Here is a 13,622-nt window from a genome sequence, read left to right on the forward strand (position 1 = left end):
ATGGTGGTTCCCGTTGTGCCCTGCCGCCCTGCCCGCCACCCGCTGGGGAGATCGCGACCGCATGAGGACTGACACCATCCACGTCAACGCTGCCGCCACCTGGCTTCCCCCGCGCCGGCAGCCGCCCTCCGAGGTGGGCGGAACACCCGAGGACACGGGCTACACCATGCTGGCCGTGTCGGACGGGCCGTCCGCGCCGGAGATGGCGGTGCTCGCCGCCAACGCGGCGCTGGCCCGGGCCGGCTGGCGCGGCGCCGAGCTGGATCTGCTTCTGCACGCCTGGAGCTACTACCAGGGGCACGACTTCTGGTCACCCGCGCACTACATCGCCGACCAGCTCGGCGCCCACGACGCGATGCCCGTGGGGATCCAGCAGATGTGCAACGGCGGTGCCGCCGCACTGCAGTCCGCGGCTGCCCACCTGCTGGGCGATCCCACGATGACCCGCGTCCTGGTCACGACCGCGGACCGCTTCTGCCCGCCGGGATTCGACCGCTGGAACAGCGACCTCGGCGTCGCCTACGGTGACGGCGCGAGCGCGGTGCTGGTAAGCCGGACGAACCCCGCGGAGCTCGCGGAGCCTGCGGCTCCCGTACCGGCGGGGCTGCGGCTGGTGTCGGTGACCTCGGTGTCGGCGCCGAGCCTCGAGGCCATGCACCGCGGCGACGACGCGTTCGGCGCCGCCGCGCGCTCGGCGGCGGAGTCGGTCGACGTCCGCCGCACGAAGCGCGCCTACCTGCGCCGCAACGGCAGCTCCGGCTACCGGACGGCCGAGCGGGAGCGTCTCGAGACCCTGCTGGGGCTGGCCATGAAGGAGGCCGGCGCCGACGTGGGCAGCCCGAGGCTGCGGTGCGTGGTGCTGCCGCGGGTGCACCGGAGCCCGTTGCTGTCTGTCTTCGGCCCGATCGTCGAACGGCTGACCGGCGCCGAGGCGGTCGATTTCGGCCGCTCGACCGGGCATCTGGGCGCGGGCGACCTGACCGCCGGCATCGCCGACCTGCTCGACCGCGAGATGCTCTCGCCCGGCGAGACGGCCCTGGTCATGAGCACCGGCGCCGGCTTCACCTGGTCCTGCGCGGCGCTGACCGCACCTGAACCCGCCTGACCCGCGGCACGAGCCGGCAGCCGTGGCGGCTGCCGGCTCCCCGCCCTGGATCAGGGGGCTACCGCTCAGGCCCTACTTCTTGATCCACAGTTCCTCGGGCAGCAGCGAGCCGAGCCCGTACTGCGCGAGACCGCCCACGTTCTTGCCGGAGACGGCGCTGAGCGCGACCCGCTGGAGGAAGATCCCGGGGGTCAGTGCGGTCAACCGCTGCTGGACCGTGTCGTAGGCGGCCTTGCGGTCCGCCTCCGCCGGCGCGGTCCGGCCGGTGCCGAGGGCCTCGTTGAGCTGGGGGTCGTCGACCCCGGGCACATTGGTGGCCCTGCCGCCGCGGAAGGCCGTGTACAACTTCGGTTCCGGGTCCTGGAAGAACGCGGACGTGATGAACGTGTCGAAGTCGTGCGTCGCGTTCATCTTGCCGTACTCGGCGAGCTGGACGACCTTGACCTGCACCTTGACGTTCTTGAAGCTGCTGAGCTGGGCCTGGACGTTCTCGGCGATCGCCCGGCTCTCGGAGCTGGGGAAGCTGGTGAACGTGAAGGACACCGGCTTGCCCTCGGCGGCGAGCTCGTCGAACAGCCGCTGCGCCCTCGCCCGGTCCGCGCGCCTCAGGGGCGTCTGGGAGTAGAAGGGTGAGGCGTCGTTGAACAGCGTCTCGGCGGGCTGCCCGTCGCCCTCGTAGACCGCGAGGTTCAGCGCCTCCAGGTCGAGCGCCGCGGCCACCGCCTGGCGGGCGCGGATGTCGTCGAACGGCGCCCGGCGCATGTTGAGCGCCATGAAGATGCCGCCGTTGACCGGCCTGCTGATGCTCGGCTGGCCGCTCTCCGCGGCTTTGTGGAGGTTGATCCAGTCCGACTCGACGGCGACGTCCGCGCCTCCGGTGAGCAGGGTGTTGTAACGCTGCCTGGACTCGACGGCCGCGCGGATCGTGAGGGCGTCGAGGTAGGGCCGGGGCGCGTCCCAGTAGCGCGGGTTCTTCACCAGGTCGATGTCGGCCTGCCGGGTCCAGTGCTCAAGCTTGAACGGACCGGCGCCGACGGGGTTCTGCTCGAACGCCTGCGCGCCGCGTTGCAGGGCCGCGGGCGAGGCGATCCAGTTCATCGCCGTGGTGAGGACGACGTCGGCGAAGTTCGGCATCGGGTCGACCGTCGAGACCTTCAGGGTGCGGTCGTCCACCACCTCGGTGGAGGCGATCATCATGGCGTCCCCGCGGTAGCTCGACGCGTTCGCGGGGTCCTTGAGGCGGTCCCAGTTGAACTTCACGGCGGCGGCGTCGAGCGGGCTGCCGTCGGAGAAGACCAGCCCCGACCGCAGGCGGAGCTCGAAGGTGGAGCCGTTGTCGCTGGTCGTGAACGACTCGGCCATCTTGTAGACGACCTGACCCTTGTCGTCGTCGATCATCAGCGTCCCGTACAGGGCGTTGCCCAGGACAGCCGTCGCCGCGTAGGCGTTGCCGAGCTTGGCCGGGTCCATGGAGCTGGTGTCGGCCAGCATGAGGATCCGTCCCTTGCCGCCCGCCACCGGGTCCCCGGTGGCACCCGTGGCGGCGACGCCCGTGGCGCCGTCGCCATCGCTGCCACCACCGCACGCCCCCAGGAACATCGCTACGGCGCACACGGCGGCGGTGGCGAGTAATCGCCTCGTACGGATCATCGTCGTCCTCTCTCCAGTGCCAGATGTCAGGCCCGCGGAAGCGGGGGTCGCTGCCGGAGCGGTGTGAGGGCAGCCACCGCCGAATCGATTGGCCGCGCGCGTCACAAGGGCCGTTGGGGAGTGAACTGTGTCACGCTGTTTTAGCGAAGTCAACGTCTACTCAAGCGTGCGACTACGTACTTTTGTTAGCGAGAATTACGTTCTACATGACGAGTCCACGACGGTGTCTGACGAGCCGCCGTGACGACCGCCCACCGGGCCGCTCCGGAGCCCGGGCCGCTCCGGAGCCCGGGCCGCGGCGTCCCAAACGGCCGGGCGCGTTGGTGGCAGCGTCCGCGCACTGTCGATCGGCGTCCGGGCCCCTGGCACATAGCGTTTCCCTGCCGAAGGCGTCCACGCGCCGACGCGTCGCGAGCGGGCCGCGAGGTGCGGGCACCCGACGAGCGGGACGGCGCCGCGGGCCCACCGGCCCGGGAGCGCCCACCCGACGAAGGGGTGCCGGTGTCATCCGCGCCGCGATCCCAGGAGGGGGCGTCCGGCGACCCGCCGGTGACGCGGCCGAGGCACACGACTCGAACCACGACGGGTGACACAGATGGCTGCAGACGACAACGCCCCCACGGGCACCGACACGTATGCCGGCTGCGCGCGCCCGCAGCCTGTCGGGGTGTTCCCGCTGCCCGCGGGATTCCTGCTGGTCCCCGGCGGCGAGACGACGTCCGGCCTGCGCCGCACGCTGGCGGATGGACGGCTGCCCTCGGCGTGGCCGCCGGAGCTGGCCGCGCTCGAGCTCGCCTACCGCGGCAACGTGATCGCGGCGGTCGAGCTGCTACACGGCGACGACCCGGTCACCCGCTACAACCGGTTCGTGCTCCGCCCCGCGGGCCGGCCGCCGGAGGACCCGGCCGCGCTGCGCGAGGCGCTCGGCGCCGAGCTGGGCATCCTGGTGGACGTCGTCCGCTTCGCCCTCGGCGAGCTGGACGAGCCGCCGCCGCTGACCGACGAGACCGGCGAGATCGCGGCCCTGGGGTGGTCCGCGCACGCCGCGCACGCGATGGCCGCCGGCCGGCTCGGCGACGCCGCGCGGATGCTGGGCGAGGGCATCGCCGCCGCCGCCGATCCCTCCCCCGGGCTGGCCGCCCAGCTCATGGCAACGGCCGCGGGCCTGCGCCGCGACGCCGAGGGACCGAGCCCCGCGGTCGCCACCGACCTGACCGCCGCGCTGGCGGCACTGGAGCACACCGACCTGGCCACCGGGCGGGCCGAGCTGCACCTGACGCTCGGCTCGGTCCACCACGAGCTGGCCGGAGACGACCTGGCCGGCCTGCGCACCGCCGCCGAGCACTACCTGGCCGCGCTGCGCCTGATCACCGTCGACACCGCCCCGGAGCTGTTCGCGTCCGCGCAGGTCAACCTGGCCGCCGCCTACCTGGCCATGCCGATGAACTCCGCGTCCGACCAGCTGCGGATCGGGGTCGCCATGCAGGGCCTGCGCACCGCGTTGACCGTGTACACCCGCCAGTCCTATCCCGAGCAGTGGGCGAGCACCCAGCTGAGCCTGGCGAACGCGCTCGTCTACGCGCCGTCCGCGCACCGGCGGGACAATCTGGTCGAGGCGGTCGGCCGCTACCAGGAGGTCATCACGACCCGGGAGGGCCTGGCCGACCCGCTCAGTTACGCCCGCGCGCTGGCCAACCAGGGCAACGCGCTGGCACACCTGGGAGCCTTCCCGCAGGCGACGGCGGTGCTGCACGAGGCCCGCTCGATCTTCGAGCAGAACGGCGAGACCGGCGCCGCCGCCGCGGTACGGGAGGTGCTCGACGAGATCGCCCGCCACGTCGCGATGAGCCGGGCCACGTGACAGGCCCGCCCGGGACGTCGCCGCGGAACCCGGCGGCGGCCCCCGGGCCGGCACCGACGGCGTCAGCGTCGGTGCCGGCGGCATCGCCGGCCGCGGGTGACCGGTCGGCCGGCCGGATCCGGCGGCGGGTGACGGTCGAGGGGGTCGTCCAGGGGGTCGGCTTCCGGCCGCATGTCCACCGGCTCGCCACCGCGCTGGGGCTGGCCGGTCTCGTCGGCAACGAAGCCGGCTGCGTCGTCGCCGAGGTGGAGGGCGACGGGCCGGCGGTCGCCGAGTTCCTGCGCCGGCTGGCCGCGCCGGCCCCGCCGCTGGCCCGTGTCGACCGCGTCGCCGTCACCCACCTGAACAGCCGTGGAGACGACGGATTCCGGATCGTGGCCAGCACCTCGGCGGCCGGTGCCCGGACCATGGTGGCGCCCGACGTCGCCGTGTGCGCCGACTGCCTGCGGGAACTGTTCGACCCGGCGGACCGGCGGTACCGCCACCCCTTCGTCACCTGCACGAACTGCGGGCCACGCTTCACCATCATCGAGGCGCTGCCCTACGACCGCGCCACCACGACGATGGCCCGGTTCCCGATGTGCGCACGGTGCGCCACCGAGTACACCGACCCCCGCGACCGGCGGTTCCACGCCGAGCCCGTCTGCTGCCCGGCCTGCGGGCCGCGGCTGTGGTTCCGCGTGGCGGTCGCGGCCCAGGCCGGCCGGGAGGGACCCGAGACGCACGGCACGGACGCCGCGCTGGCCGCGGCCCAGCGCGCCCTCGCCGCGGGACGGATCGTGGCGGTCAAGGGGATCGGCGGCTTCCACCTGGCCTGCGGCGCGGACGACGACCGCGCCGTCGAGCTCCTGCGCGCGCGCAAGGGACGGCCCGACAGGCCCTTCGCGGTGATGGTGCGCGACCTGGCGACGGCGGCCGAGATGGCCGATCTCTCAGCCGCCGAGGCCGAACTGCTCACCTCCACGGCCGCTCCGATAGTGCTCGCCAGGCGCCGGCCCGGTGCCCCCCTGTCGGACCGGGTCGCGCCCGGGAGCCCCCTGGTGGGCCTGCTGCTGCCATACACGCCGGTGCACCACCTGCTGTTCGCGCCGGTGCCCGGCGGCGGCCCGCCCCCGCCCCGGGCGCTGGTGATGACCAGCGGCAACCACTCGGGCGACCCGATCTGCTTCGCCGACGCCGACGCCGACGCCGACGCCGGGCGGCTGGCCGGGCTGGCCGACGCGTACCTGCTGCACGACCGGCCGATCCTGCAGCCGTGCGACGACTCGGTCGTGCGGTGGGACGGCGAGCAGGTGCTGCCGCTGCGCCGCTCCCGCGGCTACGTGCCGCTGCCGGTGGACCTCGGCCGTCCGGTGGAGTCCGTGCTCGCCGTGGGCGGCGACGGCAAGTCCGCGTTCTGCCTGACCACCGGTCGCCGGGCGATCGTCTCGCAGCACCTGGGCGACATGGGCGGACTCGACGCGCTGCTGGCGCTGGAGCGTGCGAGCGCGCGGCTGACCGACCTGTACGCCGCCGAGCCGGCGGCCGTCGCCGCGGACCTGCACCCCGGCTACGTCACCCGGGCCTGGGCGGGCCGGCGGGCGGCCGGCCAGGGCGTCCGGACCCACCTGGTGCAGCACCACCACGCCCACGTGGCCGCGCTGCTCGCCGAACACGGCCGCCTCGGCGACACCATCCTCGGGATGGCCTTCGACGGCACGGGCTACGGGCTCGACGGCACGATCTGGGGCGGCGAGGCACTGCTGGTCGGCCCGGACGTCACCCACGCCGACCGGGTCGCGCACCTGCGTCCCGTCGCGCTGCCCGGCGGCGACGCGGCGGCGCGCGGCCCCTACCGCTGCGCGCTGGCCCACCTGGCCGCCGCCGGCGTCGAGTGGACGGCCGACCTGGCCCCGGTGCGGGCCTGCTCCCCCACCGAGCTGCGGGCGCTGCGGGCGATGGTGGACCGCGGCGTGTCCTGCGTGCCCAGCAGCAGCATGGGCCGCCTGTTCGACGCGGTCGCCTCCCTGCTCGGCGTGCGCCAGCGGAGCACCTTCGAGGCCCAGGCCGCCCTCGAGCTGGAGGCGCTCGCCGACGCCAGCCGCCGGCCCGGTCCCGCGGTCGCCTTCGGATTCGACGGCCGCGCGCTCGATCCGGCGCCGGTGATCGCGGAGATCGTCGACGGGTTGCACGCGGGCCTCGCCCCGGACGCGCTCGCCGCGGCGTTCCACCTGGCGGTCGCCGACGCGGTGACCCGGGTCGCGCAGGCGGCCCGGCGCCGCCGCGGTGTCGGCCTGGTCGGGCTGACCGGGGGGGTGTTCGCCAATGTCGTCCTCGTGCGGGCCTGCCGGGCCCAGCTTGCCGCCGCGGGATTCGAGGTGCTCGTCCACCGTGTGGTCCCGCCGGGTGACGGCGGGCTGGCCCTCGGCCAGGCCGCGATCGCCACGGCCGCCGCCCGGGCCCTTGTCGACCCTTGTTAGGCGAACACCACTTCTGTACGGTCGTTCAGCACAAGTCCGCCCGCGGATGCCGCGAATGCCGCTTGCGGGCGAGAGCGCGGGTGACGCGCTCCTGTGGATGACCCGGCGGCCACGAGCACGGCTGTGTGAGGCCACAAGTGAGGCGACCGACGAGGCCCCGGGACGGATCCGCCAGGCGGCGACGTCTGCACCCAGCTCGTGAGAATTTGATACTTAAATGTGAGAGCGGGATTTCTGCTGGTCGTGACACCAAACCACGATCAGTCACGTCACCGCGGACAAGGAGGACACAGGGTGCTGACACTCAAGGCCGCCGGCTTGCTCGATGTCGATACCGGGGAGATCACCCGGCCCGGGATCCTGAAGATCGAGAACGATCGGATCGTCGGTCTCGGCGGCCAGCCCGAGGGCGAGGTCATGGACCTCGGCGACCTGATCCTGCTGCCCGGCCTGATGGACATGGAGCTCAACCTCCTGATGGGCGGCCCCGGCGAGCACCCGCTCACCGGGCAGATGCGCGACGACCCGCCGCTGCGGATGATGCGCGCCACCCAGAACGCCCGCCGCACCCTGCGGGCCGGGTTCACCACAGTCCGCAACCTCGGCCTGTTCTGCAAGACCGGCGGCTACCTGCTCGACGTCGCGCTGATGAAGGCGATCGACGCCGGCTGGGTCGACGGCCCGCGGATCGTCCCCGCCGGCCACGCCATCACCCCGACCGGCGGCCACCTCGACCCCACGATGTTCGGCGCGTTCGCCCCGCACGTCCTGAAGCTCACCGTCGAGGAGGGCCTGGCCAACGGCGTCGACGAGATCCGCCGGGCCGTCCGGCACAACATCAAGCACGGTGCCCAGGTCATCAAGATGTGCGGCTCGGGCGGGGCCATGTCCCACAGTGGGCCCTCGGGCGCGCGGCACTACTCCGACCAGGAGGTGCTGGCCCTCACCGACGAGGCACACCGGCGCGGCCTACGCGTGGCCGCGCACACCCACGGCTCGGAAGCCGTCCGGCAGATGGTCGAGTGCGGCGTCGACTGCATCGAACACGCCTTCATGATCGACGACGACACCATCAACCTGCTGATCAAGCGCGGCACCTGGGTGGTCGCCACCCAGGCCCTCATCGACAACATGCCGGTGCTGAACGACGCCGAGCCGGAGATCCAGGCGAAGGCCGCCCTCATCTTCCCCCGCGCGAAGGCCTCGATCCGCAACGCCATCGAGGCCGGCGTGAAGATCGCGGTCGGGAGCGACGCGCCGGCGATCCCGCACGGCAAGAACGCCCTCGAACTGGTCGCCCTGGTCGACCGGGGCATGACCCCGCTGCAGGCGATCCAGGCCGCGACCATCGTGGGCGCCGACCTCATCGACGTCACCGACCGGGGCCGGCTCGCCGAGGGCCTGCTCGCCGACGTCATCGGCGTGCGCGGCAACCCCCTCGAGGACATCCGCGTCCTGCAGCGGGTCCCGTTCGTCATGAAGGGCGGTAAGCAGTTTGTCTACTGAGCCTGCCACCGGACCCGCAGTGACCGGGCCGAGCCGGACCGAGGACCTGGTCGAGATCCAGCAGCTACTCGCCCGCTACGCGGTGACGATCACGCAGGGCGACGTCGAGGGACTACTCAAGGTCTTCACCCCGGACGGCACCTACACCGCCTTCGGGGACACCTTCGCCCTCAAGGACTTCCCGACGCTGGTCGCCGCCGCGCCCAAGGGCCTGTTCCTCACCGGCACCTCGCTGGTCGAGCTCGCCGACGACGGCCTCAACGCCACCGGAACCCAGCCGCTGTGCTTCATCGAGCACGCCAATCACGACATGCGCATCGGCTACTACAAGGACACCTACCTGCGCACCGCCGAGGGGTGGCGGCTGCGCACCAGAGCGATGACCTTCATCCGCCGCAGCGGTGTACACGACTCCGGTATCCCGCACGTCATCGAGCGCCTGTCGTCATGACGGTGACCGGCCTGGTCCCAGCCGGTTCATGATCCAGCGGGAGGTCGTCGCCGACGGGCAGGCCGGGCTCACCGCCGCGGTGCGTCGGCTTCCCGCCTGCTCGAGGCCGACGCCCGCGGATCCGCACGGTGCGGGGACGAACCTCAGTCCTTCGCCGGCTCCTCGATGTTCTTCCCCACCAGCTTGAAGGTCGCCCCCGTCGGGTCGGTCGCGATCGCGAGACGGCCATACGGAGTGTCCATCGCCGGCTGGACGACCGCGCCTCCCAGCTTGACGGTTAGGGCGAGCGCCGCGTCGGTGTCCTCGACGGCGAAGTAGACGCCCCAGTGCGCCGGAACGCCCTCGGGGAGGAAGCCTGACGCGTCCATGATCCCGGCGTGCTGCTCGCCGGCGTCGTCGACGAGCACGGTGTAGCGGAACTCGTCCGTGTCACTGACGACGTTCGTCTTCCAGCCGAACACCTCCTGGTAGAAGGTGACCGCGGCGGCGTAGTCCCGCGTGAGCAGCTCGAACCAGCCCGGCGCGCCCGGCTCGGCCAGCACTCCGAAGCCGCGGTGCAGGCCCTGCTGCCACATGCCGACCGCGGCGCCGCCCGGGTCGGTGAGGACGGCCATGACGCCCAGGTCGGCGACCGGCATCGGCGAGATCATCATCGTTCCGCCGTGCGCGGGTACGGCCGCGGCGGTCTTCTCCGCGTCGGGGGTCAGCAGGTAGACCGACCAGACGTCGGGCAGCTCCGGCTGCTGCTTCGTCATCCCCCCGGCGACCACCTTGCCGTCCTTGGAGAAGTTGAAGTAGCCGCCGAACGCCTCGTTCGGCTCCTCGGAGGTCCAGCCGAACAGCTCCGCGTAGAACTCGCGGGCCTTCGCCGCATCCGAGGTCATGAGGTCGACCCAGCAGGGCGCGCCGGGCAGGGTGGTGTCGTGAGCGGGCATTGTGGGCTCCTTCGCCGCCGGGCACGTGGTGGGCGGCGCGGGGTTCGCGGCCGCTGCTCGCGTGCAGTCGACAGATTGGACCTACCCACCGACAGAAACTCATCGCCGCCGCGCGGCCTGTCTCGAACTTCCTCCGCGGCGGGTGGACGGGCGGTGCAGCGGGCCGACGTGAGGTCCCCCGCGGCACCCGCCAGGTCAGGCGGAGCAGGCCCAGACGATCGAGCCCGCGAGCGTCCGCCCGCCGGACGTGTTCGCGCTGAACGACACGGAGCCGCCGGCCGAAGTGATCTCGACGGTGGCGGGAACCGCGTCGATCGTGTAGCGGCCGGAGTCGGGCGCGACGACCGAGACCGTGATGGCGGCCGGGTAACTGCCCGGCCCGTCGTAGCCGGCGACCCGCACCCCCTGCGACACCGTCCTGCCCTCGATGGTGGCCGTCGAGGACTCGACGTAGCGCCGCGCGGTGGACTGGCAGCTCACGGCCGTCGACACATGCCCCGCGACGTCGACCGGCGAGGTGATGTCGACGGTCAGCGAACCGGGACCGCCGGCACCCGCGCCGCCCGCCGGCGCCGACGGCTCCGCCGCGGTCGCCGCGTCAGCCGTCTCGACGCCGGTACCAGCGCTGGCAGCGGAGGCGGATGCCGTGGCGGGGGCGGGGCCCGCGGTCGAGACGGAACCGGCCCGGCAGGCGGTGAGCCCGAGCCCGGTCACGACCGCCAGCGCGAGTAGCGGCAGGGATCGGGCAGGCAGCGGTCGCGGCCCCCCGTTGGTTCGTCCCTCGTGACGCGCTCGCGCGCCGCGGCGGCGGCCGCCGCCGGCCCGCCGATCCGTGCGGTTCCCCCGGTCTGCCATGTTCGTCCGGTCCATCCTGTCGCTCCGGTGTTGATGTCGCCGTCCGCCGAACCGGCAGACGTGCCGGCCCGGCAGGAAGGACGACATCAGCCGGCCGTGTGAGCCGGATGTGAGCGAAGCCGAGACAGGCACAGGAGCCGATCATGAATGTCACCGGGGATGGCGGCCAGGCAGCGCGGTGGAACGGCCCGGCCGGGCAGGCCTGGGCCGAGGCGCGGACCCTGACGGACCGGATGTTCAAGCCGTTCGAGGACCTGCTCGTCGACGCGGTCTCGGCCGCCGGTGCCGGGTATGTGCTCGACGTCGGCTGCGGCACGGGCGCCACGACGGTCGCCCTCGCCCGGCGGCTCGGGGCGCAGGGGCGCTGCGTCGGCGTGGACATCTCCGACCCGATGCTCGCCGCCGCCAGGGCGCGGGCCGAGCGGGAAAAGGAGGGGGCGCGGGCGGTCTTCATCCGCGCCGACGCGCAGGATCACGCGTTCCAGCCCGCCGCCTTCGACGCGATCGTCTCCCGTTTCGGGGTCATGTTCTTCGGCGACTCCGTCGCCGCCTTCGCGAACCTGCGACGGGCCGCGAAGGACGGCGGCGAACTCCGCTTCCTCGCCTGGCGCGCGACCGCGGAAAACCCGTTCATGACGACGGCCGAACGCGCTGCGGCCCCGCTTCTGCCAGGCCTTCCCGCCCGCCAGCCGGACGAGCCTGGGCAGTTCGCCTTCGCCGACCCGGACCGGGTCGAGCGCATTCTGGCGGAGAGCGGCTGGGCTTCGATCGACATCCGGCCGGTCGATGCGTCCTGTGTGTTTCCCGAACACGAGCTGGTCCCCTACTTCACCCGGTTCGGCCCGGTCGGTCAGGCCCTGCGGGACGTGGACGAGCGGACTCGCGGGCAGGTCGTCGAAACGGCCCGCGCCGCGTTCGATCCCTATGTGCACGGCGCCGAGGTCCGTTTCACCGCGGCCTGCTGGGTCGTCGGCGCCCAGGCCAGGTGAGCCGGACCTTGGTCTGGCTGCCCTGGCGAAGTTGCTATGACGCGGCCGAGCGAACGAGCTGCACGATTGCTGTTCCACCTTCCGTCCGGGATATCCGTCCGCTGGGAACGAAGCCGACCCGACGGTAGAGGCGCAGCGCGCGGTCGTTGTCAGCTCCGGTCCACAGCTGCAGCCGTACGTACCCGTGGCTGCCAACCTGGTCCGCGAGATACCCGATCAGTTGCTCTCCCACTCGTCGCCCCCAGTGGTCGGGGTGGACGAAGACCATCGAGATGTGACACAGCCCGTCCAGCCTCGCTCCCTGCCCGTTCTCACCGCGGCCCGGTTCGGCCAGCAGCATGCCGAGAATCCTCGTTCCTGCGCAGGCGATAAACAGGAGAGCATCGGGGGCGGCGAGCTTCGTCTGCACCCTGACGATCCGCTGAGCGTCGGGAGGTCGTCCACGGGCACTGTTGGCCTCACGCCAGACGTCCAGGGCAGCAAGAAGATCATCGCTATGCGCGAGACGAACCGTCACCGGGTCTGGTTCCAGCACAGATTCCACGGGCTCAGGATCGCCGCTCCGCCGGACGGTGCGGACCAGATTCAGTGAGACAGCCAGATCTGCGGATCGTGCCAAGTTCGTCGAGGCGGGACAATCAGGCGCTGCACGGGGAGCAAGACGTCGGTGTCGGCTGGACTTCAGGACGTGGCCAAGCGCGCCCCGCGCACCGTGAACAACGCCCTCGCCCCGTTCTACGCCGGCACCCGCATCGCCGAAACCGTCGGCCTCGACATCGACGACGTCGCCCTGTCCGCCCGCAGAGGCAGCCTGCGTATCCACGGCAAAGGCGACCAGACCCGCCAGGTCCCCACCCACCCGCCGCTGCGCGCCGCCTTCACCGGTTGGCTCAGCGAACACACGGACTGGCCTGGCGCCGAGGAGCCCGCGCTGTTCCTCAACCAGCAGGGCAGCCGGCTGTCCACCGCTGGCGCCCACACCATCATCACCACCATCGCCGCCGCAGCCGGCCTCGACGAGAAGACAACCGTCTACGTCCTACGCCACACCTTCGCCACCAGCCTCGTCCGCGGCGGCACCGACCTCGTCACCGTCGCCGAGCTTCTCGGCCACACCCGCAGAAGATCGCTATAGCGGCTTCCGGCCGTATTCCGGTCGGCACGGGCGCCACAGCGTTCTACGGGGCTCTGCGGGGTCCGCGGGGTTCTACGAGGTCCGCGAGGTCCGCGAGGTCCGCGCCGTTCGGATGTTCTGCGAGTCCGTGCGGTTCCGCGGAACACCCCGCTCATCCGGTGGACGACCCGGCCGGGCAGTCAGGAAAGGCATCGACCAACTCGGCCAGCACACCGGACTCGCAGCCGGACTCGCCTGCCCAGAACTTGACTCATCTGCGCGGCTTCGCCCGCCCAGGCCCTCTAGTCAAGACGCCATCCCCTTAGGGTCCTGTTGATCAAAAAACGTAACACTTCGACCCGCAGGTCGACTCCGTGATATTCCACCTGTTGTTCCCGCAGATAGGCGACGAGCTCCGCGTGAGTGGCCACGCCCTCGAGCAGACGCAGTTCGGTTGCCGAACATCTCCGTCTCAGGGCCGAATATGCTTCCTCGCGGGCAAGGTAACGCGAAAGGGGCTCCCCGAGCACGGTCCCGTCGACACGGGTCATCAGATTACGCCAGGACTTCGCCAGATCCCTCCGCTCCTGCATACGTACTCGCCGTTTTTCAATACCCCATTGTGCCCACGGCGCCGCGAGGCTTGACAGTCCCCCCGTCAGGACGCCCGTCACACCGCCCACGAGAGCCGCGGCTA

At 72.2% G+C, this 13,622-nt stretch carries 11 protein-coding genes; 7 read left to right on the forward strand and 4 right to left on the reverse strand.

Translation table 11 applies throughout. From position 1 onward, the window contains the following. Positions 1–61 precede the first annotated feature (61 nt). Positions 62–1,105 (forward strand): 3-oxoacyl-[acyl-carrier-protein] synthase III C-terminal domain-containing protein, encoded by a 1,044-nt coding sequence (locus tag MXD62_RS11335; protein ID WP_248829256.1) that lies wholly within the window; start codon positions 62–64, stop codon positions 1,103–1,105. A gap of 72 nt (positions 1,106–1,177) precedes the next feature. On the opposite strand, the gene MXD62_RS11340 is transcribed toward MXD62_RS11335, so the two are convergent. Further along, positions 1,178–2,755 (reverse strand): ABC transporter substrate-binding protein, encoded by a 1,578-nt coding sequence (locus MXD62_RS11340; protein ID WP_248829257.1) that lies wholly within the window; start codon positions 2,753–2,755, stop codon positions 1,178–1,180. A 595-nt stretch (positions 2,756–3,350) separates the two neighbouring features. Between MXD62_RS11340 and MXD62_RS11345 the strand changes: the two genes are divergently transcribed. The 4 genes from MXD62_RS11345 to MXD62_RS11360 all read left to right on the forward strand — a co-directional run bounded on the left by MXD62_RS11345 (position 3,351) and on the right by MXD62_RS11360 (position 9,032). After that, on the forward strand, positions 3,351–4,616 hold the full coding sequence (locus tag MXD62_RS11345) for a hypothetical protein (RefSeq protein ID WP_248829258.1): 1,266 nt from the start codon (positions 3,351–3,353) through the stop codon (positions 4,614–4,616). A 71-nt stretch (positions 4,617–4,687) separates the two neighbouring features. Further along, positions 4,688–7,075 carry a carbamoyltransferase HypF gene (gene hypF, locus MXD62_RS11350; RefSeq protein ID WP_248829259.1) on the forward strand — a complete coding sequence of 796 codons (2,388 nt, stop codon included), beginning with the start codon at positions 4,688–4,690 and terminating at the stop codon, positions 7,073–7,075. A 294-nt stretch (positions 7,076–7,369) separates the two neighbouring features. Next, positions 7,370–8,581 (forward strand): amidohydrolase family protein, encoded by a 1,212-nt coding sequence (locus tag MXD62_RS11355; RefSeq protein WP_248829260.1) that lies wholly within the window; start codon positions 7,370–7,372, stop codon positions 8,579–8,581. Between the two features lie 19 nt (positions 8,582–8,600). Further along, on the forward strand, positions 8,601–9,032 hold the full coding sequence (locus tag MXD62_RS11360; protein WP_071063508.1) for a nuclear transport factor 2 family protein: 432 nt from the start codon (positions 8,601–8,603) through the stop codon (positions 9,030–9,032). A gap of 143 nt (positions 9,033–9,175) precedes the next feature. Here MXD62_RS11360 and MXD62_RS11365 read toward each other — a convergent pair whose 3' ends face one another. Together MXD62_RS11365 and MXD62_RS11370 are read right to left on the reverse strand one after the other, a co-directional pair. Next, a complete protein-coding gene (locus MXD62_RS11365) occupies positions 9,176–9,967 on the reverse strand; it encodes a VOC family protein (protein ID WP_248829261.1) in 792 nt (263 codons plus the stop codon). Positions 9,968–10,162: 195 nt separating this feature from the next. Continuing rightward, entirely contained in the window at positions 10,163–10,822 is a 660-nt protein-coding gene (locus tag MXD62_RS11370) for a hypothetical protein (protein WP_248829262.1), read from the reverse strand. A gap of 143 nt (positions 10,823–10,965) precedes the next feature. Here MXD62_RS11370 and MXD62_RS11375 point away from each other — a divergent pair, with 143 nt between their 5' ends. Continuing rightward, complete coding sequence (locus tag MXD62_RS11375; RefSeq protein ID WP_248829263.1) at positions 10,966–11,811, forward strand: class I SAM-dependent methyltransferase; 846 nt, start codon at positions 10,966–10,968, stop codon at positions 11,809–11,811. A 34-nt stretch (positions 11,812–11,845) separates the two neighbouring features. Here MXD62_RS11375 and MXD62_RS11380 read toward each other — a convergent pair whose 3' ends face one another. Then, entirely contained in the window at positions 11,846–12,346 is a 501-nt protein-coding gene (locus MXD62_RS11380) for a GNAT family N-acetyltransferase (RefSeq protein ID WP_248829264.1), read from the reverse strand. 132 nt (positions 12,347–12,478) lie between these two features. Here MXD62_RS11380 and MXD62_RS11385 point away from each other — a divergent pair, with 132 nt between their 5' ends. Continuing rightward, positions 12,479–12,946 (forward strand): tyrosine-type recombinase/integrase, encoded by a 468-nt coding sequence (locus MXD62_RS11385; protein WP_248829265.1) that lies wholly within the window; start codon positions 12,479–12,481, stop codon positions 12,944–12,946. Positions 12,947–13,622: the final 676 nt, after the last annotated feature.

This window comes from Frankia sp. Mgl5 (assembly GCF_023242985.1).
Classification (GTDB): Bacteria; Actinomycetota; Actinomycetes; order Frankiales; family Frankiaceae; genus Parafrankia; species Parafrankia soli.

Excerpts from the sequence above, each read along its gene's own strand:
- MXD62_RS11375 (WP_248829263.1), top strand. The coding sequence starts at position 10,966 with ATGAATGTCACCGGGGATGGCGGCCAGGCAGCGCGGTGGAACGGCCCG.
- MXD62_RS11365 (WP_248829261.1), bottom strand. The coding sequence starts at position 9,967 with ATGCCCGCTCACGACACCACCCTGCCCGGCGCGCCCTGCTGGGTCGAC.
- MXD62_RS11345 (WP_248829258.1), top strand. The coding sequence starts at position 3,351 with ATGGCTGCAGACGACAACGCCCCCACGGGCACCGACACGTATGCCGGC.
- MXD62_RS11340 (WP_248829257.1), bottom strand. The coding sequence starts at position 2,755 with ATGATCCGTACGAGGCGATTACTCGCCACCGCCGCCGTGTGCGCCGTA.
- MXD62_RS11370 (WP_248829262.1), bottom strand. The coding sequence starts at position 10,822 with ATGGCAGACCGGGGGAACCGCACGGATCGGCGGGCCGGCGGCGGCCGC.
- MXD62_RS11335 (WP_248829256.1), top strand. The coding sequence starts at position 62 with ATGAGGACTGACACCATCCACGTCAACGCTGCCGCCACCTGGCTTCCC.